A 26258-nucleotide genomic window follows, 5' to 3' on the forward strand; every position below is an offset into this window, starting at 1 on the left:
CCATGCCTCTGCACTGTCATGCCCCTGACCATCCCGTAGGAGAGGAAAGGTCATGTCGCCCATCCCCCGCAGGTCCCTTCTCAAGGCGGCCGCCGTCGCCGGAGCCGCCACGCAGTTCAGCTGGGCCCTCGGCGCCACGAACGCGCAGGCGGCGCCCGGAGCGGAGACCGCCGCCCCGGACCCCGTGAGCCTCGGCTGGCTGGAGGACGGCGGCCTCGGCGCCGCCCCCGGTTCCACCGTCGGCGTGCCCTGGCACAGAGGCGCCTACCCGCCGGACCAGACGTTCGCCCTCACGGACGCCGAAGGCAAGGCCGTCCCCACGCAGTCCTGGCCCATCGCCTACTGGCCCGACGGATCGCTCAAGTGGACGGCGCACGCGATGAGTTCGGACGCGGGCGGCCTCACGCTGACCGCGGGGGAGCCCGCCGCGCCGGAGCGGAGGGTGAGCGTCGACCGCAGCGGCGGCACCATCGGCGTCTCGACCGGGGTGATCACCGTGAAGATCGGCACGAGCGGTTCCACCCTGGTCAAGTCCGTGACACGCGGTACGACCGAGATCGCCAGGAACGGCCGCCTCGTTCTGATCCGCCAGCCGGAGATCGAGGACGAGGACCAGGGCGCCGAGAAGTACGAGCGGTTCGAGAGCGCGATCTCGGGCGTCGACGTCGAACAGGCGGGCCCGGTAAGGGCGGTCGTCCGCATCGACGGCAAGCACCGTAAGAGCGACCGGAGTTGGCTGCCGTTCTCGGTCCGCCTGTACTTCTACGCCGGCGCCGACTCCTTCCGCATGGTGCACACGATCACCTTCGACGGGAAGCAGGAACCCGGCGGGAGCAGCGGCGACTTCGTCCGCGGGCTCGGCGTCCGCTTCACCGTGCCGATGCGGGACGCCCCCTACGACCGGCACATCCGGATCGGCGGCGACGGGACCGGTCTGCTCCGCGAGGCAGTCCAGGGCGTCACCGGCCTGCGCCGCGACCCCGGAGCCGCCGTCCAGGCGGCTCAGTTCGAGGGAGAGAGACTGCCCGACCCCTCCACCTGGGACCAGCGGGTCACCACCCGGCTCCAGTACGTCCCCGAGTGGGGCGACTACACCCTCTCCCAGCTCTCCGCCGACGGGTTCAGCCTGCGCAAGCGGACCAGGAAGGGACACGGCTGGATCGCCGCGGGCGGCGGCCGGCGCGCCTCGGGCTTCGGCTATGTCGGCGGGCCGAGCGGCGGACTCTCCTTCGGACTGCGCGACTTCTGGGAGAAGTTCCCCGCCCAGCTCGACATCCGCGACGCCCACACCGAGGAGGCCGAGGTCACCCTCTGGCTCTGGTCGCCCGAGGCCCGCCCCATGGACCTGCGCTTCTACCACGACGGGATGGGCCAGGACACGTACGCCGAACAGCTCGAAGGCCTCAACATCACCTACGAGGACCACGAACCCGGCTTCGGGACCCCGTACGGCATCGCCCGCACCTCCGAACTGCTCTTCTGGGCCAACGAGTCGACACCCGCACCCGAGAAGCTCGCCCGGCAGGTCGACGCCGTACGCGTGCTGCCGCAGCTGGCCGCCCCGCCCCGGCAGTTGATCGGGGCGAAGGTCTTCGGCCCGGGTCTCTACTCGGAGCCCGACCGGTCGACACCGGCCAAGGCGAAGATCGAGGACCATCTCGACTTCCTCTTCACCTATTACAAGGACCAGGTGGAGATGCGCCGTTGGTACGGCTTCTGGGACTACGGCGACATCATGCACTCGTACGACCCGGTCAGGCACCAGTGGCGCTACGACATCGGCGGCTACGCCTGGGACAACTCCGAGCTGTCGCCGGACCTGTGGCTGTGGTTCGCCTATCTGCGCAGCGGCCGCGCGGACATCTTCCGCTTCGCCGAGGCGATGACGCGGCACACCGGCGAGGTCGACGTCTACCACCTCGGCCAGTGGGCGGGGCTCGGCACCCGGCACGGAGTGCAGCACTACGCCGACAGCGCCAAGCAGCAGCGCATCGCCAACACCACCTACCGGCGCTACTACTACTTCCTCACCGCCGACGAGGGCGTCGGCGACCTCATGCACGCCAACGTCGACTCCGACGAGACCTTCCTCGCCCTGGATCCGCTGCGCAAGATCCGCACCGAGCCGTACACACCCGATCGGCACGCGCTCTCGATCGGCTTCGGCACCGACTGGAGCGGGCTCGTCTCGGCGTGGCTGACCGAGTGGGAACGCAAGGGGCCCAAGTGGGAGAAGGCGAAGGCGCGCGTGCTCTCGACGATGGAGACCATCGCCGCGCAGCCCAACGGATTCGTCCAGGGCTCAGGCCTGTACGACCTCGACACCGGCCGGTTCGCCGTCGCCGCCGAGCCGGTGGTCGGCGTCTCGCACCTGTCCGCCGTCTTCGGCCTGAACGAACTGTGCGCCGAACTCGTCGATCTCGTCGACATGCCCGCCTTCAAGGAGGCGTACCTCGACTACTGCCGCTACTTCAACGCCACCAAGGCCGAGCAGGCGGCCCGGTACGGCGCCAACTTCGGCTCCCTGCTGCTCTTCCAGGGCCACTCCCGCCTCGACGCGTACGCCGCCGTGCAGACCGGCGACGCCCGACTCGCCGCGCGGGCCTGGGTGAAGTTCTACAACTCCGACGGCTACACCGAGTCCTCGCCCTGGAGGACGGAGAAGCTGACCGGCCCTCTCACCCTGGTGCCGGGCAGCGAGGCCGGCTGGGTCTATACGAACGACACAGCGCTCTACGGCCTCGCCGCCATCGAGAACCTGGCACTCCTCGGCGACAGGATGCCTTCGTGACCGGCCTGTTGTGACCGATCGCTAGTCCATCCTCCCCAGGACCTCCCGCACCCGCCGTGCGTCGCGGATCCGCTGCTCGTACGTGGCGCCCAGCGCGAGCAGCAGCAGCCCGGCGAGCGCGGGAGGCGTCCAGCGGGGGAGCGCGTCCACCAACTGCACTATGAAGGGCGCGAGTTCGTGCAGGGCGTCCAGGACCAGTACCGCGCCGCCCAGGACCAGCGGGGCCTGGAGCCGGTGCCGCGCGCCCAGCAGGGTGACCGCGAGCGCCGCGGCGCCCAGCAGCAGCGGACGCTGCCACTGTGCGTCGCCCCATGCCGCGAACAGGCTCGGCACGAGCGTCACGGACAGGCCCGGCGCGTACGCCGTCCACGACGACACCGAGTCGTCCGAGCGGCGCCTGTACGCGCCGAGGAGCAGTGCCGGAACGGTCACCGGCAGCGTGTACGCCTCCGGGGAGCCGACACCCCAGGACGCGAGGCGCACCCAGGAGGCCAGCACGAACAGGGCGGCCGCCGCGTGCGCGACGGGGCGTCGGTCCTCCCGTACGGCCGTACCCGCGGCGATCAGACCGCACAGGGCCAGGACCGTGGCCAGCAGGGCCGGTTCGGCCACCGCGAGCGCGACGGCGAGCAGACCGGCGAGGGCACCGGTGATCTCGATCGACAGAGTTGTCGGTCCGTCCTCGACGCGCGGGGCGAGCAGCGCGGCGGCCACGGGCACGGCGAGTACGAGCAGCGCGGTGTGCTGGGGCTGAAGACCGAGGGAGGCACCGGTCGCGCAGGCGAGGGCGGTGGCGTATCCGAGTGCGGCGGGCGCCGCGACCGGGCCGAGGCCGGGCCGCGGGGCGGCCACCGCGAACAGGGCGGTCAGCGCGGCGAGGACGGTGAGGGTCGCGCCCTCGGAGGCCAGCGCGAGGAGCGCGAGGCCGAGGGAGGTGAGAAGGGCCGGCACCGACGCCGTCAGTGGCCAGGCGGTCCAGCGGGCGTACCCGAGCAGCGCCGCCACGGTGATCCCCTGGACGGACAGCGCGGCCACGTAAGGGAGTTCGAGGGCCGCCGGGAGGACGAGCACCGTCGCCCACGCCAGGGCCAGCGCGCCGGCCAGGGCGTGCCGCCGCCACGCGGCGGCGCGGACGGCCACCACCAGGGCCGCGGCGACGAGCGCGAGCACGAGCGGTGCCGTGACCGCGTCCCGGGGCCAGGGCAGACCGTTCGTCACCGCGTCCCGCGCGTTCGCCGGAACACCGGACCAGACGGAGCCCACCCGGCCGATCGGTCCCACCAGGGCGATCACGACGACGGGCAGGGCCCATGCCACGGCGAGGGCCCCCACACAGCCGGAGGCCACTGCGATCCCACGGCGCACCTGCGCGGGAACGCCCCTTCCGGCGACGGCCGACAGGGCGATCGCGCACACCAGATGACCGGGAACCGTCCATTCGCCCGGCAGGGACGCCCGCAGCACCCCGCCGAACGCGACGACGCCGATCAGCCCCCCGGCCGTCGCGACGCCTGTCGCGGTGGCCGTCGTGAGGCCCGACTTCGGTGCGCCCCACGCCGCCGTCAGCGCGATCGACGCGGCGAGGAGGAGGAGCGCCGCCGCACGGGCGGCGGCGCCCGGACCGGCGGCCGTCCAGGACAGGCAGCCGGCGGCGAAGGTGCCCCAGCCGCCCAGACCGTACGCCCCGACGGCGGCGACGGCCCGGACGGACTTCACGGGCAGGCGCAGCGCGAGCACCACGTCGAGCGCCGCCGTGATCAGAAGGGCGGCCGTGGCGGCGTGCGCACCCGCGGCGGCGGCCACCGCCCACAGGAGCAGCGGCAACTGGGCGGCGGCCACGGCGGCGGGCAGGGGCAGCCGCAGCGACGGACGTGCACCGGGACCGGCCGTCCGGAGCGGCGAGCCGAGCGCCACCCCGTACACCGTCCACGACGCGGCCAGCGCCGCCGAGGCGAGCGCCGCGTAGCCGGCGCCGTCCGTGCCGGGGAGCGCGACCGCGTACAGCGCGTACGCGTCCAGGACCGTCAGCACCAGGCCCGTCCCCGCCAGCGCCTCCGCCGTCGAGCGCAGCCCGCGGCGCAGCAGGAGCACGGGCGCGCCGAGGGCGGCCAGCGTCACCGCGCCGAGCACCAGGGACCGCCCCGTGATCCCCAGCTGCCCCCAGCCGACCAGCGTGAACGCGATGGCGGCCACGGCCAGCAGGATGCCGCCGAGGAGCAGGAGCACGTTCTGCACCCCGGGTGCGGTGGTCTCGGGACGCCGGGTGCCGGGCGCCGGGGGCGCGGTCCGTACGGGCGCCGGCCGGAGCGCGTGGAGCAGCCAGGCGCGGCGGGTCAGCAACACGGCCCGGCGTGCGTCTAGTTGCCGCAACTCGGTGTCCAGGAGCCGCAATTCCTCGGCCGGGGACGGGATCTGGGTCATGTTTCGCAGTGTGCTCCGGGGCGCGCACCCGGACCTGAGTGCGCGTACTCACGCCGTACTCATCCCGGCGCACATGCGCTGCCGGTACTTCCGCCGCCGCGCCGCCTTGGGCACACTCGGCCCATGGACTGGACCCACTACCGTTTCCGCACCGTGTGGGAGCTGCCCGCACCCCCGGCGGACGTCTACCCGCTCCTGGAACAGGCCGAGACCTACCCGCGCTGGTGGCCCCAGGTCCGCGAGGTGACCCCCGTCGACGAACACACCGGCGTCATCCGGATCCGCTCGGTCCTGCCGTACGACATCACCATCACCGCCCGCGCGGCGCGCCGGGACCCACGGGCCGGTGTCCTGGAGATGCGGATGTCGGGCGATCTCGACGGCTGGGCACGCTGGACCCTCACCGCGGCCGGCCCGGGAACCCTCGCCCGCTACGACCAGGAGGTGCAGGTCACCACGCCACTGCTCCGGCGGCTCGCCGTGCCGGGACGCCCCTTCTTCCGCGCCAACCACGCCCTGATGATGCGCGCGGGACGACGTGGACTGAGGGCTCACCTCCAAGCGGTTTGAACCCCACCCGCCGGGACCTGTATGGTTCAGTCCGTTCCCGGGCGATTAGCTCAGTGGGAGAGCGCTTCGTTCACACCGAAGAGGTCACTGGTTCGAACCCAGTATCGCCCACCCGGAGAAGACCGGTCCGTCGTTGACGGACCGGTTTTTCGTTGTGCCCCCGGCGCGCGGCGGGTCGGGCCGCCGCCGGTGTCGCGCCCGTTCAGGCCGCCGCGGGCAGATCCGGGCGCAGCGGCCACGCCGGATCGACCGCCTCCGGTGTACCACTGCGCGCGAACCAGGCCTGGAGCCCGCGCGCCTGCGCCGCGTGCCACACCGACTGGAGCGTGTGCAGCTCGGAAGGCGACAACCGGTCGAGCCGGGCCGAGAAACGGCGCCCCACCGCACGGACCACCTCCATCGAGGCCAGCGCGTCGGCCGCCGCGTCGTGCGCGCCCTCCAGCGTCACTTCGTAGTGCGCGCACAGATCCGTCAAGGTGCGACGGCCCTTGCGATAGCGGTCCAGATGCTTGTCGAGGACGCGGGGATCGAGCACGCGCAGCGACGCCGCCTCGAACCAGTGGTCGAGGGACGAGGCGCGATGCCTGCGCAACTCCCGGTCCAGCAGCGTCAGATCGAACGGGGCGTTCATCACCACCAGCGGCCGGCCGGCCGTGGCCTGTTCACTCAGCTCCCGGGCTATCTCCTCCATGACGGGCGACGGCCAGCGGCCGTTGCGCTGAAGATGTTCGTCCGTGAGCCCGTGCACCGCCGTGGCCCCTGCGGGCACCGGCACTCCCGGGTTCACCAGCCACCGGGTCACCCGCGGACGGGAACCCGGGGCGTCCTGGACCACGACGGCGGCCGACACGATCCTGTCGGTCTCGACGTCCACGCCCGTGGTCTCCGTGTCGAACGCGGCCAAAGGGCCCTCGTACCAGCACGTCATACGCACACAACTCCTCGTTCACCCACGGCAGCTGACGCACCGTCTTCTGCCAGTTTGGTGATACCCGGGCTGTTTGCGCCGTACGCCGGAAGGAGACAACAGAGGTACGGGTCTTTGCAGTTCAGCGGCCCGTCGCGGGGATACATCAAGCCTGGAAGGCTGTTGGACTCATGGCACTCGCGCAGCCCGAACGGGGCGGGCTGCTGCCCCAGCGGACGGCACCCCATCGCGGATCGCTCGCCACCACCGCCTGCATGGAGACCTTGCAGGTGGGCTACTTGCACGCCGTCGCGGCGGCCGCCGGCTGTTCACTGTCCCAGCCGTTTCCCGACAACGGCATCGACTGGCACGTCAGCCACAGCGCCCCCGGGCACACGGTCGACGACGAAGTCACCATCAAGGTGCAGCTCAAGTGCACGTACCAGATCCCGCCCAACCCCCCGGGGCCCGCCTTCTCCTTCACGCTCGACAACGAGCACCTGGCGAAGCTCGCGCGGACCCCGGTCTCGGTGCACAAGATCCTGGTCGTGATGCTCGTGCCCAGATCCCAGGACGACTGGCTGCGCGCCAGCCACGACCGGCTCGACCTGCGGCACTGCTGCTACTGGATCAACCTCGCCGGACACGCCATCACGGGCCGGCGCCGGACCACCGTCCGGATCCCGACGGCCCGGATCTTCGACGACCGGGCCCTGTGCGAGATCATGACGAGGGTCGGGACGGGAGGCAGACCATGACACACCGCCCCATCGACGAGGTACTGCGGCCGGTCAGGCCGCACCCCGCAGAAGCCTTCTGGGACGATCCGCCGGCCCCCGACCAGGTGGACCCGGCGGTTCTGGGCGCGCTGCTGCGGCGCCACGGCTGGCAGCGCCGCGGGGGAGCGCCCGGTCGGTACGGCCGGTGGACCCCACCCGGGCCCGGGGGCGCCGGCACCAGCCTGCTGGTGCCGGAGAACCGGGCCTTCCCCGACAGCGACGACCTCCTCGGCGAGGCCCTCGTAGCGCTTTCCCGCAGCGCCTCCCCGTCCGCGCGTGACGTGCTGCTCGCCCTCGCCGTGCCCAGTGACGAGATCCGCTGGTGGCGGGACGTGCCGACCGGTCCCGTGGGCGCGGCGCCCTGGACCGTCGAGGAGCAGACGCGCGGGGCCGCCCGCCAGATGCTGCTCGCCGGGGCGCTCGCCGCACGCGCGCGTGCCGGCTATTACGGCGCCCGGCACCGCAGGGCGGCCTCCGCTTCGTTGGAGAACGTCCTGGTGGGCGCGGAACCGGGCGGCCGCGGTCTCACCGCCTTCGTGCCCGTCACCACCGGCCGGCCGCTCGCCGTACGCCTGCACGAGGCGCTGTGCGCCGCCCGCGAGGCCATCGACTACCAGCGGGCCACCGGCGGCATGGACGCCTTCGACGCGGCCGTGGAGGCGGGCGTCAGCCATGAACTCATGGAAGCCCTGGTGGCCCTCGTCCGGGGCACCGAGGGCGCCCGGATCACCGTCGAGTGGTCGCCCGCCGCGGGCGTCCCCGAAGGCGGCGCGAACCCCGCCGAGCCCGTCGAGTTCTCGCCCGGCGACCTGCCCGTGCTGCGCGGGGCCGGGGCGCGCTATCTGCGCGAGGAGCCGTCCGTGCCGGTGCGGCTCACCGGTGCCGTGGTCCGGATGCGCAGGTCGGGTCCGCGCGGGGCGGGCACGGTACGGCTGCGGGTCCTCGCGGGCGCCGAGGTCCCGCACGTGCGGATGACCCTGGACGAGGAGGCGTACCGGATAGCGGGCCAGGCCCATCTGGTCGGGCTGCCGGTCCGGGTGCACGGCCGCCTGGAGAGCCGCGGCGGCTTCCGCAGGCTCACCGACGCCACCGGGGTCGTACCCGTCCAGGTGGACGAGGCCGAACGGGACCGGCTGATGAAGTCGCTCCAGGAGAATCTGGACTTCTTCGAGGAGGCGTGCAGCGAGGACTGAGGCGCGCGAGCGGCGGGGGACCGGGGCGTGCCCGCGGCGAGAGCCGGGCGCGCCCGCGGCGAGGGCAGGGCGTGCGGGCGGCGGGGGCCCGGGCTTGGCCGCGGCGCGGGCCGGGGCGCCGAGTCCATAACCGTTTCGCGGAGGGGACCCGGGGCTCGGTAGGATTCGGGGCATTGCCCCGCCATGCCGTATGTGGTGTGGGACCCCTTCAGTCAGGAGAGACCGGTGTCAGACGTCCGTGTGATCATCCAACGCGATTCCGAGCGGGAAGAGCGCGTGGTGACGACGGGCACTACGGCCGCCGACCTCTTCCCCGGCGAGCGCACCGTCGTCGCGGCCCGCGTGGCCGGCGAGCTGAAGGACCTCGCCTACGAGGTGAAGGACGGCGAGGAGGTCGAGCCGGTCGAGATCTCCTCCGAGGACGGCCTGAACATCCTGCGCCACTCCACCGCGCACGTCATGGCCCAGGCCGTGCAGGAGCTCTTCCCCGACGCCAAGCTGGGCATCGGCCCGCCGGTCAAGGACGGCTTCTACTACGACTTCGACGTCGAGAAGCCCTTCACCCCCGAGGACCTCAAGGCCGTCGAGAAGAAGATGCAGGAGATCCAGAAGCGCGGACAGCGCTTCTCCCGCCGCGTCGTCACCGACGAGGACGCCCGCGAGGAGCTCGCGGCCGAGCCGTACAAGCTGGAGCTCATCGGCATCAAGGGCTCCGCGTCCTCGGCCGACGGCGCGGACGTCGAGGTGGGCGGCGGCGAGCTGACCATCTACGACAACCTCGACGCCAAGACCGGCGAGCTGTGCTGGAAGGACCTCTGCCGCGGTCCCCACCTGCCCACCACCCGCAACATCCCGGCGTTCAAGCTGATGCGCAACGCCGCCGCGTACTGGCGCGGCAGCGAGAAGAACCCCATGCTCCAGCGCATCTACGGCACCGCCTGGCCCTCCAAGGAGGAGCTGAAGGCGCACCTCGAGTTCCTCGCCGAGGCCGAGAAGCGCGACCACCGCAAGCTGGGCAACGAGCTGGACCTGTTCTCCATCCCGGAGCAGATCGGCTCCGGCCTCGCTGTCTTCCACCCCAAGGGCGGCATCATCCGCCGGGTCATGGAGGACTACTCGCGCCGCCGGCACGAGGAGGAGGGCTACGAGTTCGTCTACACCCCGCACGCCACCAAGGGGAAGCTCTTCGAGACCTCGGGCCACCTGGACTGGTACGCCGACGGCATGTACCCGCCCATGCAGCTCGACGAGGGCGTGGACTACTACCTCAAGCCCATGAACTGCCCGATGCACAACCTGATCTTCGACGCGCGCGGCCGCTCGTACCGTGAACTGCCGCTGCGTCTCTTCGAGTTCGGGACCGTGTACCGGTACGAGAAGTCGGGCGTCGTGCACGGCCTGACCCGCGCCCGGGGCTTCACGCAGGACGACGCGCACATCTACTGCACCAAGGAGCAGATGGCGGACGAGCTCGACAAGACGCTCACCTTCGTCCTGAACCTGTTGCGCGACTACGGCCTCACCGACTTCTACCTCGAGCTGTCCACCAAGGACCCGGAGAAGTTCGTCGGCTCGGACGAGATCTGGGAGGAGGCCACCGAGACGCTGCGCCAGGTCGCCGAGAAGCAGGGTCTCCCGCTGGTCCCGGACCCGGGCGGCGCCGCCTTCTACGGCCCGAAGATCTCCGTGCAGGCGAAGGACGCCATCGGCCGCACCTGGCAGATGTCGACCGTGCAGCTCGACTTCAACCTGCCCGAGCGCTTCGACCTGGAGTACACCGGCCCCGACGGCTCGAAGCAGCGCCCGGTCATGATCCATCGCGCGCTCTTCGGTTCCATCGAGCGGTTCTTCGCCGTGCTCCTCGAGCACTACGCGGGCGCGTTCCCGGCCTGGCTCGCGCCCGTCCAGGCGATCGGCATCCCGATCGGCGACGCGCACGTGGAGTACCTCCAGAAGTTCGCCGCCGAGGCCCGCAAGAAGGGCCTGCGCGTCGAGGTGGACGCCTCCTCGGACCGTATGCAGAAGAAGATCCGCAACGCGCAGAAGCAGAAGGTGCCCTTCATGGTCATCGCGGGCGACGAGGACATGGCGGCCGGCGCCGTCTCCTTCCGCTACCGCGACGGCTCGCAGGAGAACGGCATCCCCCTCGACGAGGCCATCGCCAAGATCGCGAAGGTCGTCGAGGAGCGTGCCCAGATCTGATCCGACCTGATCCGACCTGATCCGATCCGAGCCGCGCCGATCGGCGCGGCCCGTCGGAGCCCGAAGCCCCCGGGGAGCTCAGCTCCCCGGGGGCTTCTCGTCGCCCTCGCGCGAGAACACCTGCAACAGCCACGAGGAGAAGGACCCCGTCACCGCGCCGAGCAGCCCGAGGCCGCACGCCATCATGGCGACAGCGATCGTCCGCCCCCTCGGCGTCACCGGCGTCACGTCCCCGTACCCGACGGTCGCGAGCGTGGACGCCGCCCACCACACCGAGTCCCCGAAGGTGACGATCGTCGCGTGCGGCGCCCGGTACTCGGCCTGGTAGACGGCGAGGGCACCCGAGAAGCCGAGCAGCAGGACCGAGATGCTCGCGTAGAAGATCACTCGTGCGTACAGCGGGAGTCGGGGCTCCCCGCGGTGCCGCAGCACGGCGTCGTAGAGCTTGACGACCCGCAGCGGCCGCAGGAGCGGCAGGATCAGGACCACGGTGTCCAGCAGGTGGCTCCGGACGAAGCGCAGGCCCTGTCCGCTCAGCCGCCAGAGCATCAGATAGTCGACGAGGAACGCCGCCCAGGTGGCCGCGATCACGGAGAGGCACACATCGCGTCCCTCCGGGGGCAGATCGTGCGCCAGCACGTGCACCGCGTACGCGGAGAGGAACAGCAGCGACCCGACCGCCAGCGGTACCTCGGTGCGGCGCTCCCAGCGGGCCATCGGGCTGTCGTCGTCCATGGCCACAGCTTGGCCGCAGGCCGCTTTGCCCGGCACCCGCCGACACGCCGCGAACGGGCGAAGCAATATGCTGCAACACATGACGAGTGAGCCGGAGCAGCAGATCGGAGTGGGAACGCAGGACGCGTTCCAGCGCCTTTGGACGCCCCACCGGATGGCTTACATCCAGGGCGAGAACAAGCCCACGGGCCCGGGGGCCGACGACGGTTGTCCGTTCTGCTCGATACCGGCCAAGTCCGACGAGGACGGGCTGATCGTCCGGCGCGGGGAGCACGTGTACGCGGTGCTCAACCTCTACCCGTACAACGGCGGCCACCTGATGGTCGTGCCCTACCGGCACGTCGCCGACTACACGGACCTCACCGGGCCGGAGACCGCCGAGCTCGGCGAGCTGACCAAGCAGGCCATGACCGCCCTGCGCACCGCCTCCGGCGCCCACGGCTTCAACATCGGCATGAACCAGGGAACGGTCGCGGGCGCCGGCATCGCCGCCCATCTGCACCAGCACATCGTGCCCCGCTGGGGCGGCGACACCAACTTCATGCCGGTCGTCGGCCACACCAAGGTCCTGCCGCAGCTCCTCGCGGACACCCGCAAGATGCTGGCGGAGGCCTGGCCCACCGCGTAGCACGGCGCAGGCGGTTCCGGGGCGCCCCACACCGGGCGCCCCGTCCGCCGGTACGCACCGGGGAACACTCGTCCGCCCCGGCGCCGGGGCGGACGCACGCGGCCCTGTCCGGGGCACGTGCGCCCCGGCCCCGGGTCCGGCGGCCGTGCGGCTACGCGTCGTACACGTCGGCCTTGCGCGGTGAGGGGTCCTGCACCGAGGTGCTGAGGAACGCCGAGCGGTTGCCGAACTTCTCCGTGTCGACGCCGTTCTCCTCCAGGACCTTGATCGCCGCCGAGTGCACCACGCGCAGCACGGGCGTGGCGGCCCGCAGCGCGTCGTCAGCCATGAAGCGGTGCCGCCACGGCTGATCGGCCCAGGCGTGCCGGAGCCCGAACGGCTCGGGCAGCCCGAGGCTCCCGCCGACCCAGTTCAGCAGCGGCGGATACCAGGTCAGGGGCGCCCGCGCGGCGAGCCGTACGACCTCGTCCGCGGTGACCAGCGGCAGGCTCACCTTGCGGGTCTCCCAGAACTTGACGGTCTTGGCGACCTCCTTGGTGGGGGCCTCCGGCTTGCTGGTGAACAGCGGATTCACCGGCCCCAGCGCATGCCCCGTCACCTCGATGCGCAGCGTCTGGTGCAGCACGGTCACCGTGATCATCATGGTGATGATCAACTGGCCGTCCCAGAGCGTCCACTGGACCCCGAGATAGTGCCGGTCCCCGCTGCCGAACTGCTGCTTGTTGCAGATGTCCTGCACCGCGTGCGTCTTGATCGTGTAGGCGTCCACATCCGTGCCGCCCGGCCGGGACACCGTCTTCGCGTTCTCGCCGATCGGCGTGACGATCCAGTGCTTTATCGAAGGCGCCGGAAAACCACCGGTGTTGAGCGGACCGCGCTCCAGCATGCGCAGCTTGTCGTGGATGTTGCGGATGACGTCCCAGCTGCGGAACGGGTGGATCTCCTTCTTCGCGTCCACCGCCACCAGGTCCTCGGCGAGCTGCCAGCTGCCCCAGCGGGTGCCCATGCCCAGTATGCCCTTGGGGCCCGCGTAGAAGACCGAGTTGGACTGCTGCTCGGCGGTGAGCCTGGCGAGCGACTGGCGCAGTTGCTCCGCCGCCGTCTCACCGGGGCTGCCGGGGACCGCCTCGGGAATCTTGGCACCGATGCCGCCGCCCGACAGCAGGCTGTCCCAGCGCCCGCGCAGATCCTTGGCGGTGCGCTCGCAGATCTGCTTCGCCCACAGCCAGCCGACGACGGGGAGGACCACCGCGGCGCGCGCGTACCAGGCCCAGAAGCCGGTGAACGGCATGCGGACGAGGAACAGGACGGCCAGGGCGCCGACGGCGAACAGGAGCGTGGTGCCGAGCGCGGAGCCCCGCTTGTCCGCGCGTTTGGCGATCTGCGTACGGATCTGGAAGACCATCAGCCACACCAGCAGTCCGGGCAGGAACAGCAGCCCGCACAGCACCATGACGGCCGACAGCCAATTGTCGCGCTCCCGGCGGATGTTGGTCGCCGCGAGACAGTGCTCCACGATGACCTGCGGCTCGGTGCCGAAGGACTGGATCAGCGGAGCGCGGCCCGCGCCCAGCATGCGGGCCGTGACGGCCCCCGCGAAGGCCTCCCCGAGATTCGGCGCGAACAGCTTGATCCGGCCGGCCTTCACCGTGGACTGGTGCCATTCGTTGTCGGCCTTGAGGATCTCCGTCATCGGACTGTCGCGGTACGCCGCCGAGGCCAGGGCGAACGTCGCCGCCGTCTGCCCCGCGGAGCCCGTGAGCGGCACCTGCGCCCCGGGAGTGAAATCGAAACCGTCGAATGCCACTTCCGCCCCCATCGCCGCCGCACCCGCTCCTGCGGCTTTCCCGACTTCGGTGTCCGGCACACCTGTTGATCAGGTCTTCGTCTTGATCAGTTCTCAGAGTATCGGCCGCGGCCGGCATTCGTCGGCGGACGGCCGAAGCCGCCCACCGGCGAATGAAGCCGCCCACCGACGGATGAGGTCCCCCACCGGCGAATGAAGCAGCCCGCCCACGGATGAAGTCCCCCACCGGCGAACGAAGTTGCTCACCGAGGGATGAAGTCGCTCACCGACGGGGGTGAAGTGCCCGGAGCAGCCCGGCACTCAGGTTCCGGGGTCCTGTTCGCGGAGCCGCTCGGCGATGTTCTGCGGCATGGGTTCGTGCCGGGCGTAGCACCGGTCGAAGCGCGCGGTGCCGTGCGAGACGGACCGCAGATCGACGGCGTACCGCCCGATCTCGATCTCCGGCACCTCGGCGCGTACGAGCGTGCGCCCGCCGGCCGCCTGCTCGGTGCCGACCACCCGGCCGCGTCGTCCCGACAGATCGCTCATCACCGGGCCCACGTAGTCGTCGCCGACCAGGACCGTCACCTCCGCCACCGGCTCCAGGAGATGGATCGTGGCGTCGCGGGCCGCCTCGCGCAGCGCGAGCGCCCCCGCCGTCTGGAACGCGGCGTCGGAGGAGTCGACCGAGTGCGCCTTGCCGTCCAGAAGCGTGATCCGTACGTCGATGAGCGGATAGCCGGAGACCACGCCCCTGGCCGCCTGCGCGCGCACGCCCTTCTCGACCGAGGGGATGAACTGCCGGGGCACGGCGCCTCCGACGACCTTGTCCACGAACTCGATCCCCGAGCCGTTCGGCAGCGGTTCGACCTCGATCTCGCAGATCGCGAACTGGCCGTGCCCGCCGGACTGTTTGACATGGCGGCCGCGTCCGGCGGACGGGCCCGCGAACGTCTCGCGCAGGGAGACCTTGTGCGGGACCACGTCGACCTGCACGCCGTAGCGGTTGCGCAGCCGTTCCAGGGCGACGTCCGCGTGTGCCTCGCCCAGGCACCACAGGACGACCTGATGGGTGTTCTGATTCTGTTCCAGGCGCATCGTGGGGTCCTCGGCCACGAGCCGGCCGAGCCCCTGGGAGAGCTTGTCCTCGTCCGCCTTGCTGTGCGCCTCGATGGCGAGCGGGAGCAGCGGGTCCGGCATCTGCCACGGCTCCATGAGCAGCGGGTCGTCCTTGGCCGAAAGGGTGTCTCCCGTCTCGGCGCGGTTCAGCTTCGCCACACTGGCGAGGTCGCCCGCGATGCAGTGGGTGAGCGCGCGCTGCTGTTTGCCGAACGGCGCGGACAGGGCGCCGATCCGCTCGTCGACGTCGTGGTCCTCGTGTCCGCGGTCGGTCAGCCCGTGCCCGGAGACATGCACGGTCGCGTCGGGGCGAAGGGTCCCGGAGAAGACCCGGACCAGGGACACCCGGCCCACGTACGGGTCGGAGGCGGTCTTCACGACCTCCGCGACCAGCGGCCCGTCCGGGTCGCAGGCCTTCACCTCGCGCGGCGCGCCGTCCGGTGTGGTCACGGTGGGCGCCGGGCGCTCCAGCGGGGTCGGGAAGCCGCCCGTGATCAGTTCGAGGAGTTCCACGGTGCCGAGCCCCTGGCGGGCTCCCTCCGCGGCGGGCGCCGCGGCCAGCACCGGGAAGAAACTGCCGCGGGCCACGGCCCGTTCCAGGTCCTGCACGAGTGTCCTGAGGTCGATCTCCTCGCCGCCGAGATAGCGGTCCATGAGCGTCTCGTCCTCGCTCTCGGCGATGATCCCCTCGATCAGCCGGTTGCGGGCCGCCTCGATGAGCGGCTGCTGCTCGGGCCCCGGATCGGCCTCCTTGCGTTCCCCGGAGGAGTAGTCGAACAGCTGCTGGGTGAGGAGTCCGATCAGGCCGGTCACCGGCGCGTGCCCGTCCGGCGCCGCGGCCCCGTGCAGCGGCAGGTACAGCGGCAGTACGGCGTCGGGGTCGTCCCCGCCGAACGCCTGCGCGCAGATCGAGGTCATCCCCTCGAAGTCAGACCGGGCCGATTCGAGGTGGGTGACCACGATGGCCCGTGGCATGCCGACGGCCGCGCACTCCTCCCACAGCATCCGGGTCGAGCCGTCCACCCCGTCCGAGGCCGAGACGACGAAGAGGGCCGCGTCCGCCGCTCGCAGACCGGCCCTCAGTTCCCCGACGAAGTCGGCGTATCCGGGGGTGTCGAGAAGATTGATCTTGAGCCCGTCCCAGTCGACGGGCACCAGGGAGAGCTGCACCGATCGCTGCTGCCGGTGCTCGATCTCGTCGTAGTCGGAAACGGTGCCGCCGTCCTCCACGCGGCCCGCCCGGTTCACGGCTCCCGCCGTCAGCGCGAGAGCCTCCACCAAAGTCGTCTTGCCCGATCCGCTGTGGCCGACCAGCACCACATTCCGTACGGATGCGGGGTGGTCGGCCGCCGTAGCCCTGCCGGCGGCTCCGGGGTGTGCGTTCGCCTTGTCGCCCATGGCCTTGCCTCCCGTGCACGGTGAGGTCTCTGTGGCGCGGGACATGCCGAAGCCTCCCCCCAGACTCCGTCCGGGGGCACCCCAGCGGTGGCGGCCCCGGTGACGCCCGCGGTGTCTTCGAGCTTTGCACTCGCGTCACCGGGCGTCCATACAGGGGACGCGATCGCGCCGTGACACCGACGGCACCGGGTCGTGACACGGGGCGCGGGTGCCCGGACATCGCACACGCGCACGCGTGGCTACGATGGGCCAGCCGACGGCCAGCAGGGGCCGCCCGGCGACACCTACCCTCGGGAAGGCCATGCTGAACAAGTACGCGCGTGCATTCTTCACGCGTGTCCTCACACCGTTCGCCGCGTTTCTCGTCCGCCGGGGGGTGAGCCCCGACACAGTCACCCTCCTGGGCACGGCCGGAGTCATGGCGGGCGCGCTGGTCTTCTTCCCCCGGGGAGAGTTCTTCTGGGGAACGATCGTCATCACGCTGTTCGTGTTCTCCGACCTGGTCGACGGGAACATGGCGCGCCAGCTCGGCCGCTCCAGCCGCTGGGGCGCCTTCCTGGACTCCACGCTCGACCGGGTCGCCGACGGCGCGATCTTCGGCGGCTTCGCGCTCTGGTACGCGGGCAACGGCGACGACAACGTCCTGTGCGCGGTCTCGATCTTCTGTCTCGCCAGCGGCCAGGTGGTGTCGTACACCAAGGCCCGCGGCGAGTCGATCGGTCTGCCGGTCGCGGTCAACGGCCTCGTCGAACGCGCCGAACGGCTCGTGATCTCGCTGGTGGCGGCCGGTCTGGCGGGCCTGCACACGTTCGGTGTGCCCGGCATCCAGGTGCTGCTGCCCATCGCGCTGTGGATCGTCGCCGTCGGCAGCCTCGTCACGCTGATCCAGCGCGTCGTCACGGTCCGCCGGGAGGCCGCCGAGGCGGACGCCGCGGTCGCCGCCCAGGGCAGCGAGGCCACCTCGTGACCAGCCTGCGGGACAGGCTGGTCGACGGTGCGTACGCCGCAGGCTGGAGCGCCGTCAAGAAGCTGCCGGAGCCGGTCGCCGTGCGCCTCGGCCGCACGATCGCCGACATCGCCTGGAAGAGGCGCGGCAAGGGGGTCCGGCGCCTGGAGGGCAACTACGCGCGCGTGGTGCCGGACGCGACGCCGGAGCGGCTCGCGGAGCTCTCCAGGGCGGGCATGCGCTCGTACCTGCGCTACTGGATGGAGTCGTTCCGGCTGCCCGCGTGGAGCGAGGAGCGGGTGACGAACGGCTTCGAGATCAAGGACGTTCACCGGCTCACCGACGGCATCGCCTCCGACCGGGGCGTCATCCTGGCGCTTCCGCACATGGCGAACTGGGACCTCGCGGGCGCCTGGGTCACCACCGGGCTGAAGACGCCGTTCACGACCGTCGCCGAGCGCCTCAAGCCCGAATCGCTGTACGACCGTTTCGTCGCCTATCGCGAGGGCCTCGGCATGGAGGTCCTGCCGCACAGCGGCGGTACCGCGTTCGGCACGCTGGCCCGGCGCCTGCGCGACGGCGGACTGATCTGTCTGGTCGCCGAACGGGACCTGTCCGCCTCGGGCGTCGAGGTGGAGTTCTTCGGCGAGACGACCCGGATGCCCGCGGGACCCGCCCTGCTCGCCCAGCAGACCGGCGCTCTCCTCCTGCCGGTGACGCTCTGGTACGACGACTCGCCCGTGATGCGCGGTCAGGTGCATCCGCCCGTCGAGGTCCCCGGGACAGGCAGCCGGGCCGAGAAGACGTCTGTCATGACACAGGCGCTGGCCGACGCCTTCGCCGACGGCATCGCCGAGCACCCGGAGGACTGGCACATGTTGCAGCGTTTGTGGCTCAAGGACCTGGACGCCGGGAAGGCTCCCCATGAGGGGTCCGGCGCGCAGGATCCCGAGAAGAGGGCCTCGTGAGGATCGGCATCGTCTGCCCCTACTCCTGGGACGTCCCGGGCGGCGTCCAGTTCCACATCCGCGATCTGGCCGAACATCTCATCGGCCTGGGGCACGAGGTCTCCGTCCTCGCCCCCGCGGACGACGACACACCCCTGCCGCCGTACGTCGTCTCGGCGGGCCGCGCGGTCCCGGTGCCGTACAACGGCTCGGTGGCGCGGCTGAACTTCGGCTTCCTGTCGGCGGCCCGGGTGCGGCGCTGGCTGCACGACGGCACCTTCGACGTGGTCCACATCCACGAGCCGTCCTCGCCCTCGCTCGGCCTGCTGACCTGCTGGGCGGCGCAGGGCCCGATCGTCGCGACGTTCCACACCTCGAACCCGCGCTCCAGGGCGATGGTCGCCGCGTACTCGATCCTCCAGGCCGCCCTGGAGAAGATCAGCGCGCGGATCGCCGTGAGCGAGTACGCCCGGCGCACCCTGGTCGAGCACCTCGGCGGTGACGCGGTCGTCATCCCGAACGGCGTCGACGTCGACTTCTTCGCCCGCGCCAAGCCCAAGCCCGAGTGGCAGGGCGACACCATCGGCTTCATCGGCCGCATCGACGAGCCCCGCAAGGGCCTGCCGGTGCTCATGAAGGCCCTTCCCGCGATCCTGGCCGAACGCCCGCAGACGCGGCTGCTGGTCGCCGGGCGCGGCGACGAGAAGGAGGCCGTGGCGTCGCTGCCCGCCGAGATGCGCTCGCGCGTCGAGTTCCTCGGCATGGTCAGTGACGAGGACAAGGCCCGCTTCCTGCGCAGCATCGACCTCTACGTCGCCCCCAACACGGGCGGCGAGAGCTTCGGGATCATCCTGGTCGAGGCGATGTCCGCTGGGGCGCCCGTGCTCGCCGCGGACCTCGACGCGTTCGCCCAGGTCCTCGACCAGGGCTCCGCGGGTGAACTGTTCGCCAACGAGGACGCCGACGACCTGGCCGCCGCCGCGCTGCGCCTGCTCGCCGACCCGGAACGCCGGGCCGTGCTGCGCGAGCGGGGGAGCGAGCACGTACGGCGCTTCGACTGGTCGACGGTCGGCGCGGACATCCTGGCCGTGTACGAGACGGTGACGGACGGCGCCGCCGCGGTGGCGACGGACGAACGCACGGGCCTCCGCGCCCGCTTCGGCCTCGCCCGCGACTGACGTCCCCGCGCCCCCGCCGGGCCCGACGGGCCCGTACGGCGGTTCCGCGTCGGCTTCGGACCGGGCCGAGTCGGCTCCGTTCGGCGCCTCGGCGCGGGTCCTGGTGCCCCGCCGAGCCGGTCCGGCACGGGACCCTTCCCGCGCGGGGCACCGCACCGGTTTCACCGCCCTGACGCCGGCCATCCGCGCCGGGAACGGCCGGAACGTGAGGGTCCGGACCTTGCGTGCCAGGTGAGGGCTCCAGGAGCGGCCCGATCCCCGGTGGTGCGGTTCAGGTCGTGCGTGGGCCCCGGTGAGGCGGGTCGGGTCGTGGGTGGGCCCCGGTGGGCCGGGAACTCGCACGGGTAGCCTTGCCGCCCGTGACCGCAACCCTCATCTGGATCCTCGTCGGCCTCGTCGCGATCGGCCTCTACCTCAGCTGGACCGCCGGGCGTCTCGACCGGCTGCACTCCCGTATCGACGCCGCCCGCGCCGCCCTCGACGCGCAGCTGCTGCGCAGGGCCTCCGTCGCGCAGGAACTGGCCACCTCCGGGGTGCTCGACCCGGCCGCCTCGATCGTCCTCTACGAAGCGGCGCACGCGGCCCGGCAGGCCGAGGAGGAGCAGCGCGAGGTGGCCGAGAGCGAGCTGAGCCAGGCCCTGCGGGCGGTGTTCGGGGAGACCCAGCAGGTCGAGGCCGTACGCGAGGCGCCCGGCGGCGACGAGGCGGCCGGTGAGCTGGCCCAGGCCGTGCGCCGGGTGCCGATGGCGCGGCGCTTCCACAACGACGTCGTACGCGCTGCCCGCGCCCTGCGCCGGCACCGCAAGGTCCGCTGGTTCCGCCTCGCGGGCCACGCGCCGTTCCCCATGGCCTTCGAGATGGACGACGAACCCCCCACGGCCCTGGCCGACCGCCCGACGAACTGATGTGCACGGGTCGGCGGAAAAGGGCAGGTGGGAACCAAAACGATCCACCGCCTACCCATTGGCCCTTGCAGTGGACTGGTCACCTCGCGTTTCCTCGGAGCTGCAGAAATCCTCTTCCCCCCGAGCGAGGTCAACCCGTGTCCAGCACCCTCTCCAACTCCGCCGAGAACACCGCGATCGGTACCGCCCGCGTCAAGCGCGGCATGGCCGAGCAGCTCAAGGGCGGCGTGATCATGGACGTGGTCAACGCCGAGCAGGCGAAGATCGCCGAGGACGCCGGCGCCGTGGCCGTCATGGCCCTGGAGCGGGTCCCCGCCGACATCCGCAAGGACGGCGGCGTCGCCCGGATGTCGGACCCGAACATGATCGAGGAGATCATCGAGGCGGTCTCCATCCCGGTCATGGCCAAGTCCCGCATCGGCCACTTCGTCGAGGCCCAGGTCCTCCAGTCCCTCGGCGTCGACTACATCGACGAGTCCGAGGTCCTCACCCCGGCCGACGAGGTCAACCACTCCGACAAGTGGGCGTTCACCACCCCCTTCGTCTGCGGCGCCACCAACCTGGGCGAGGCCCTGCGCCGTATCGCCGAGGGCGCGGCCATGATCCGCTCCAAGGGCGAGGCCGGCACCGGCAACGTCGTCGAGGCCGTCCGCCACCTGCGCCAGATCAAGAACGAGATCGCCCGCCTGCGCGGCTTCGACAACAACGAGCTGTACGCCGCCGCCAAGGAGCTGCGCGCCCCGTACGAGATCGTCAAGGAGGTCGCCGAGCTCGGCAAGCTCCCGGTCGTGCTGTTCTCCGCCGGTGGTGTCGCCACCCCCGCCGACGCCGCGCTCATGCGCCAGCTCGGCGCCGAGGGCGTCTTCGTCGGCTCCGGCATCTTCAAGTCCGGCGACCCGGCCAAGCGTGCCGCCGCCATCGTGAAGGCCACCACCTTCTACGACGACCCGAAGATCATCGCGGACGCGTCCCGCAACCTCGGCGAGGCCATGGTCGGCATCAACTGCGACACCCTCCCCGAGACCGAGCGCTACGCCAACCGCGGCTGGTAGTCACATGAGCACTCCTGTCATTGGTGTCCTGGCTCTCCAGGGCGACGTACGGGAGCACCTCATCGCCCTGGCCTCGGCTGACGCCGTGGCCAGGCCGGTGCGGCGCCCCGAGGAGCTCGCCGAGATCGACGGTCTGGTCATCCCGGGCGGCGAGTCCACCACCATCTCCAAGCTGGCCGTCCTCTTCGGAGTGATGGAGCCGCTGCGCGCGCGGGTCCGCGAGGGCATGCCCGTCTACGGCACCTGCGCCGGCATGATCATGCTCGCCGACAAGATCCTCGACCCGCGCTCGGGCCAGGAGACCATCGGAGGCATCGACATGATCGTGCGCCGCAACGCCTTCGGACGGCAGAACGAGTCCTTCGAGGCGGCGGTCGACGTCCTGGGTGTCGGGGGCGATCCTGTGGAGGGCGTCTTCATCCGCGCGCCCTGGGTCGAGTCCGTGGGCGCCGAGGCCGAGGTGCTCGCCGAGCACGGCGGCCACATCGTCGCCGTCCGCCAGGGAAACGTGCTCGCCACGTCGTTCCACCCGGAACTGACGGGCGACCACCGTGTGCACGGTCTGTTCGTCGACATGGTGCGCGCGAACCGGACACCGGCGTCCTTGTAGGATCTGTGGGGTCTCCCAAGGCTCTCGACGCCTGGGGGAGTCCGTACAGGTTGGGTTACGCGAAGGAGACAGGCAGATGTCCGGCCACTCTAAATGGGCTACGACGAAGCACAAGAAGGCCGTGATCGACGCCAAGCGCGGCAAGCTCTTCGCGAAGATGATCAAGAACATCGAGGTCGCGGCCCGCACGGGCGGCGCCGACGTGTCCGGCAACCCGACGCTGTTCGACGCCATCCAGAAGGCCAAGAAGAGCTCGGTCCCGAACAAGAACATCGACTCCGCCGTCAAGCGCGGCGCCGGTCTCGAAGCCGGTGGTGCCGACTACGAGACCATCATGTACGAGGGTTACGGCCCGAGCGGTGTCGCCGTGCTCATCGAGTGCCTCACCGACAACCGCAACCGCGCGGCCTCGGACGTCCGTGTCGCCATGACCCGCAACGGCGGGAGCATGGCCGACCCCGGCTCCGTCTCGTACCTCTTCAACCGCAAGGGCGTCGTCATCGTCCCCAAGGGTGAGCTGTCCGAGGACGATGTCCTCGGTGCCGTGCTCGACGCGGGTGCCGAAGAGGTGAACGACCTCGGCGAGAGCTTCGAGGTCCTCTCCGAGGCCACCGACCTGGTCGCGGTGCGCACCGCGCTCCAGGCCGCCGGCATCGACTACGACTCCGCCGACGCCAACTTCGTCCCGACCATGCAGGTCGAGCTCGACGAGGACGGCGCCCGGAAGATCTTCAAGCTGATCGACGCCCTGGAGGACAGCGACGACGTGCAGAACGTCTTCGCCAACTTCGACGTCAGCGACGAGGTCATGGAGAAGGTCGACGCCTGATCCACGGGCTTGCCCGGAGCGACGGGCCGACGGGACACACCCGTCGGCCCGTCGCTCTGTCAGTGGCACCCGATAGCCTGCACGAACTGGGGAGACCCCCAGCGACGAGCGGCGCGATCGAAGGAGGGCCCGGGTGCGGGTGCTGGGTGTCGACCCCGGGCTGACCCGGTGCGGTGTCGGGGTGGTCGAAGGAGTCGCCGGGCGGCCCCTGACTATGTGCGGCGTCGGAGTCGTACGCACCCCCGCGGACGCCGAGCTGGGCCTGCGCCTGGTCGCCGTCGAGCAGGGCATCGAGCAGTGGCTCGACGAGTACGAACCCGAGTACGTCGCCGTGGAGCGGGTGTTCAGCCAGCACAACGTCCGGACCGTGATGGGCACCGCCCAGGCCAGCGCCGTCGCGATGCTCTGCGCGGCCCGCCGCGGCATCCCGGTCGCACTGCACACCCCGAGCGAGGTCAAGGCCGCCGTCACCGGCAGCGGACGCGCGGACAAGGCGCAGGTCGGCGCGATGGTCACCCGGCTGCTCCGGCTCTCCGCACCGCCCAGGCCCGCCGACGCGGCGGACGCCCTCGCGCTCGCCATCTGCCACATCTGGCGCGCCCCCGCCCAGAACCGACTTCAGCAGGCCGCCGTCCGGATAGGCCCCGACCGGGCCGTCGCGCAGAACAGACTCCAGCAGGCCGCGGCCGCCCACGCCGCACGCACCTCGCAACAGGCATCGAAAGGCCGTACCGCATGATCGCCTTCGTCAGCGGCCCGGTCGCCGCCCTCGCCCCCGACTCCGCCGTGATCGAGGTCGGCGGCATCGGCATCGCCGTCCAGTGCTCGCCCAACACGCTGTCCGGGCTGCGCTCGGGACAGCAGGCCAAACTCGCCACCTCCCTCGTCGTCCGCGAGGACTCGCTCACCCTCTACGGCTTCGCCGACGACGACGAGCGCCAGGTCTTCGAACTGCTCCAGACCGCGAGCGGAGTCGGCCCGCGCCTGGCCCAGGCGATGCTCGCCGTGCACACCCCGGACGCCCTGCGCCGAGCCATGTCCACCGGTGACGAGAAGGCCCTCATCGCCGTCCCCGGCATCGGCAAGAAGGGTGCCCAGAAGCTGCTGCTCGACCTCAAGGACCGGCTCGGCGAGCCCCTCGGCCCCGGCGGCCCGGCCATCGGCACGGCGGTCACCACGGGCTGGCGCGACCAGTTGCACGCGGCACTCGTCGGTCTCGGGTACGCGACCCGCGAGGCCGACGAGGCGGTCTCCGCCGTCGCCCCGCAGGCCGAGGCCGCCGAGGGAACCCCGCAGGTCGGCCAGCTCCTCAGGGCGGCCCTTCAGACCCTGAACCGCGCACGCTGACCGGCCCCGGCCCCCGGGCCGGGCACGTGCCCCGGTGCGGCCCGCGCCCGCCCGCCGACCGCCCCACCACCACGAGACCGCGAGGCACCACCGATGAACTGGGACGACACGACAGACGAAGCCGCCGACGAGCGGCTCGTCGGCCCCGCCGCGGAGCGGCTGGTGGGATCGGTCGCCGACGGCGAGGACCAGGCCGTCGAGGCCGCGCTGCGCCCCAAGGACCTGGACGAGTTCATCGGCCAGGAGAAGGTCCGCGAACAGCTCGACCTGGTCCTGCGCGCCGCACGCGCGCGCGGTGCCACCGCCGACCACGTGCTGCTCTCCGGCGCCCCCGGTCTCGGCAAGACCACCCTCTCCATGATCATCGCGGCCGAGATGGGCGCCCCCATCCGCATCACCAGCGGCCCCGCCATCCAGCACGCCGGAGACCTCGCCGCGATCCTCTCCTCCCTCCAGGAGGGCGAGGTCCTCTTCCTCGACGAGATCCACCGCATGTCCCGGCCCGCCGAGGAGATGCTGTACATGGCGATGGAGGACTTCCGCGTCGACGTCATCGTCGGCAAGGGCCCCGGCGCCACCGCCATCCCGCTGGAGCTGCCCCCGTTCACACTGGTCGGCGCCACCACACGCGCCGGACTGCTGCCCCCGCCGCTGCGCGACCGCTTCGGGTTCACCGCGCACATGGAGTTCTACGAGCCCGCCGAGCTGGAGCGCGTCATCCACCGCTCCGCGGGCCTCCTGGACGTCGAGATCGGCGCCGAGGGCGCCGCGGAGATCGCCGGCCGCTCCCGCGGCACGCCCCGTATCGCCAACCGCCTGCTGCGCCGCGTGCGCGACTACGCGCAGGTCAGGGCGGACGGGATCGTCACCCGGAAGATCGCCGAGGCGGCCCTGAAGGTCTACGAGGTCGACGCGCGGGGCCTGGACCGGCTCGACCGAGGTGTCCTCGAAGCGCTGATCAAGCTTTTCGGCGGCGGCCCTGTCGGATTGTCCACACTCGCTGTCGCTGTGGGGGAGGAGCGTGAGACGGTGGAAGAGGTCGCCGAACCCTTCCTCGTTCGGGAGGGGCTCCTCGCCCGCACTCCCCGTGGCCGGGTGGCGACACCCGCGGCATGGGTACATCTCGGCCTCACGCCGCCCCGCCGGTCAGCCGGCGGAAACGGACAAGAGGACCTGTTCGGGGCGTGACGGCGTGCGTACGTACCGGGGCAGGAACCCCGGTGCCATGCTGAGCGTTGTTCCCTGAGTGCGGACTCGCTTAGACTCCGCCGATGCCGCCCATGTCGACGGCATACATACCCCCATCCAGCAGGCCGCTCACCACTACGTGCGGTCGAAGAAGGAAGTCCCGACCGTGAGTCCAGTGACCCTCCTCCCGTTCATCGTGCTCATCGGGGCCATGTTCCTGATGACCCGGTCGGCCAAGAAGAAGCAGCAGCAGGCGGCTTCCATGCGCAATGACCTGCAGCCCGGCTCCGGCGTGCGCACGATCGGCGGTATGTACGCCACCGTCAAGGAGGTCAACGAGGAGACGGTCCTCCTCGACGCCGCTCCGGGTGTCGACCTGCTCTTCGCGAAGAACGCGATCGGCGCCGTCCTCACGGACGACGAGTACAACCGCATCGTCCACGGGATCGAGCACGACCTGAAGGCCGACGGCAGTGTCGTGCCGGACGACGCCTCCTCCCTCACCGAGACCGACGAGCCCGCCGCCGACGCCTCTTCCGACGCCTCCGACGACAAGCGCCTCGACCTCGGCAAGAAGGACGCGGCGGACAAGCCGGCCGACGAGGCCGTCGAGGCGAAGGCCGTCAAGGCCGACGTCGACGAGGCGGAGCCGAAGAAGACCGACGGCGAGGCCGAGGCGAAGTAGTCACGAACCGGGAGCGCGGCGCGATCCGCTCGCGCCGCACAC

22 protein-coding genes and 1 tRNA gene are annotated in these 26258 nt (G+C 71.4%); 18 read left to right on the top strand and 5 right to left on the bottom strand.

All coding sequences use genetic code 11. The features are described from left to right. The first annotated feature begins 52 nt into the window (after window positions 1–52). Window positions 53–2791 (top strand): Tat pathway signal sequence domain protein, encoded by a 2739-nt coding sequence (locus tag ABZV42_RS21230; RefSeq protein WP_356053103.1) that lies wholly within the window; start codon window positions 53–55, stop codon window positions 2789–2791. Between the two features lie 21 nt (window positions 2792–2812). Here the strand turns inward: ABZV42_RS21230 and ABZV42_RS21235 are convergent, their stop codons facing one another. Continuing rightward, window positions 2813–5212, bottom strand: a complete 2400-nt coding sequence (locus ABZV42_RS21235) for a hypothetical protein (protein WP_355978250.1) — start codon at window positions 5210–5212, stop codon at window positions 2813–2815. 123 nt (window positions 5213–5335) lie between these two features. Between ABZV42_RS21235 and ABZV42_RS21240 the strand changes: the two genes are divergently transcribed. Continuing rightward, window positions 5336–5782, top strand: a complete 447-nt coding sequence (locus ABZV42_RS21240) for an SRPBCC family protein (RefSeq protein WP_355978248.1) — start codon at window positions 5336–5338, stop codon at window positions 5780–5782. A gap of 39 nt (window positions 5783–5821) precedes the next feature. Further along, window positions 5822–5893, top strand: a tRNA-Val gene (locus ABZV42_RS21245). A gap of 91 nt (window positions 5894–5984) precedes the next feature. On the opposite strand, the gene ABZV42_RS21250 is transcribed toward ABZV42_RS21245, so the two are convergent. Then, a complete protein-coding gene (locus tag ABZV42_RS21250) occupies window positions 5985–6710 on the bottom strand; it encodes a 3'-5' exonuclease (RefSeq protein WP_356053105.1) in 726 nt (241 codons plus the stop codon). Between the two features lie 170 nt (window positions 6711–6880). On the opposite strand from ABZV42_RS21250, the gene ABZV42_RS21255 reads away from it, so the two are divergent. From ABZV42_RS21255 to thrS, 3 genes are all read left to right on the top strand, one after another. After that, window positions 6881–7447: a DUF4365 domain-containing protein gene (locus tag ABZV42_RS21255; RefSeq protein ID WP_037621207.1), complete on the top strand. Its 567-nt coding sequence runs from the start codon at window positions 6881–6883 to the stop codon at window positions 7445–7447. Next, on the top strand, window positions 7444–8661 hold the full coding sequence (locus ABZV42_RS21260) for a hypothetical protein (RefSeq protein WP_355978244.1): 1218 nt from the start codon (window positions 7444–7446) through the stop codon (window positions 8659–8661). Before ABZV42_RS21255 ends, ABZV42_RS21260 begins: the two co-directional genes overlap by 4 nt. Before the next feature lie 225 nt (window positions 8662–8886). Further along, complete coding sequence (gene thrS / locus ABZV42_RS21265; RefSeq protein ID WP_355978242.1) at window positions 8887–10863, top strand: threonine--tRNA ligase; 1977 nt, start codon at window positions 8887–8889, stop codon at window positions 10861–10863. 78 nt (window positions 10864–10941) lie between these two features. Here the strand turns inward: thrS and ABZV42_RS21270 are convergent, their stop codons facing one another. After that, on the bottom strand, window positions 10942–11598 hold the full coding sequence (locus ABZV42_RS21270; RefSeq protein ID WP_355978240.1) for a potassium channel family protein: 657 nt from the start codon (window positions 11596–11598) through the stop codon (window positions 10942–10944). Between the two features lie 67 nt (window positions 11599–11665). On the opposite strand from ABZV42_RS21270, the gene ABZV42_RS21275 reads away from it, so the two are divergent. After that, window positions 11666–12226, top strand: a complete 561-nt coding sequence (locus ABZV42_RS21275) for an HIT domain-containing protein (protein WP_103547824.1) — start codon at window positions 11666–11668, stop codon at window positions 12224–12226. Between the two features lie 151 nt (window positions 12227–12377). Here ABZV42_RS21275 and ABZV42_RS21280 read toward each other — a convergent pair whose 3' ends face one another. Both ABZV42_RS21280 and ABZV42_RS21285 read right to left on the bottom strand, forming a co-directional pair. Continuing rightward, window positions 12378–14045 (bottom strand): hypothetical protein, encoded by a 1668-nt coding sequence (locus tag ABZV42_RS21280; protein ID WP_355978238.1) that lies wholly within the window; start codon window positions 14043–14045, stop codon window positions 12378–12380. A 288-nt stretch (window positions 14046–14333) separates the two neighbouring features. Then, window positions 14334–16529 (bottom strand): elongation factor G-like protein EF-G2, encoded by a 2196-nt coding sequence (locus tag ABZV42_RS21285; protein ID WP_355978420.1) that lies wholly within the window; start codon window positions 16527–16529, stop codon window positions 14334–14336. Between the two features lie 244 nt (window positions 16530–16773). Between ABZV42_RS21285 and pgsA the strand changes: the two genes are divergently transcribed. The 11 genes from pgsA (at window position 16774) to yajC (ending at window position 26216) form a co-directional block, all read left to right on the top strand. Further along, window positions 16774–17496 (top strand): phosphatidylinositol phosphate synthase, encoded by a 723-nt coding sequence (gene pgsA, locus ABZV42_RS21290; protein WP_355978418.1) that lies wholly within the window; start codon window positions 16774–16776, stop codon window positions 17494–17496. Then, the gene (locus tag ABZV42_RS21295) at window positions 17493–18443 is read left to right on the top strand and encodes a phosphatidylinositol mannoside acyltransferase (protein ID WP_355978236.1); all 951 of its coding nucleotides are present in this window, start codon (window positions 17493–17495) and stop codon (window positions 18441–18443) included. The genes pgsA and ABZV42_RS21295 overlap by 4 nt, the downstream gene beginning before the upstream one ends. Next, window positions 18440–19600 (top strand): glycosyltransferase family 4 protein, encoded by a 1161-nt coding sequence (locus ABZV42_RS21300; RefSeq protein ID WP_355978234.1) that lies wholly within the window; start codon window positions 18440–18442, stop codon window positions 19598–19600. The genes ABZV42_RS21295 and ABZV42_RS21300 overlap by 4 nt, the downstream gene beginning before the upstream one ends. Before the next feature lie 359 nt (window positions 19601–19959). Beyond that, entirely contained in the window at window positions 19960–20505 is a 546-nt protein-coding gene (locus ABZV42_RS21305) for a hypothetical protein (protein ID WP_355978232.1), read from the top strand. Between the two features lie 137 nt (window positions 20506–20642). Continuing rightward, a complete protein-coding gene (gene pdxS / locus ABZV42_RS21310; RefSeq protein ID WP_355978230.1) occupies window positions 20643–21557 on the top strand; it encodes a pyridoxal 5'-phosphate synthase lyase subunit PdxS in 915 nt (304 codons plus the stop codon). 4 nt (window positions 21558–21561) lie between these two features. After that, window positions 21562–22167: a pyridoxal 5'-phosphate synthase glutaminase subunit PdxT gene (gene pdxT / locus ABZV42_RS21315; protein ID WP_355978227.1), complete on the top strand. Its 606-nt coding sequence runs from the start codon at window positions 21562–21564 to the stop codon at window positions 22165–22167. Window positions 22168–22243: 76 nt separating this feature from the next. Then, window positions 22244–22996, top strand: a complete 753-nt coding sequence (locus ABZV42_RS21320) for a YebC/PmpR family DNA-binding transcriptional regulator (protein ID WP_355978224.1) — start codon at window positions 22244–22246, stop codon at window positions 22994–22996. Window positions 22997–23129: 133 nt separating this feature from the next. Beyond that, complete coding sequence (gene ruvC / locus ABZV42_RS21325) at window positions 23130–23735, top strand: crossover junction endodeoxyribonuclease RuvC (RefSeq protein WP_356053107.1); 606 nt, start codon at window positions 23130–23132, stop codon at window positions 23733–23735. Continuing rightward, entirely contained in the window at window positions 23732–24343 is a 612-nt protein-coding gene (gene ruvA / locus ABZV42_RS21330; RefSeq protein WP_355978218.1) for a Holliday junction branch migration protein RuvA, read from the top strand. Before ruvC ends, ruvA begins: the two co-directional genes overlap by 4 nt. A 93-nt stretch (window positions 24344–24436) precedes the next feature. Beyond that, on the top strand, window positions 24437–25531 hold the full coding sequence (ruvB, locus tag ABZV42_RS21335; protein WP_355978215.1) for a Holliday junction branch migration DNA helicase RuvB: 1095 nt from the start codon (window positions 24437–24439) through the stop codon (window positions 25529–25531). Between the two features lie 166 nt (window positions 25532–25697). After that, a complete protein-coding gene (gene yajC, locus ABZV42_RS21340; protein WP_356053109.1) occupies window positions 25698–26216 on the top strand; it encodes a preprotein translocase subunit YajC in 519 nt (172 codons plus the stop codon). The last annotated feature ends 42 nt before the right edge of the window (window positions 26217–26258 follow it).

Origin of the sequence: Streptomyces sp. NPDC005281 (assembly GCF_040607495.1) — a bacterium.
GTDB lineage: Bacteria > Actinomycetota > Actinomycetes > Streptomycetales > Streptomycetaceae > Streptomyces.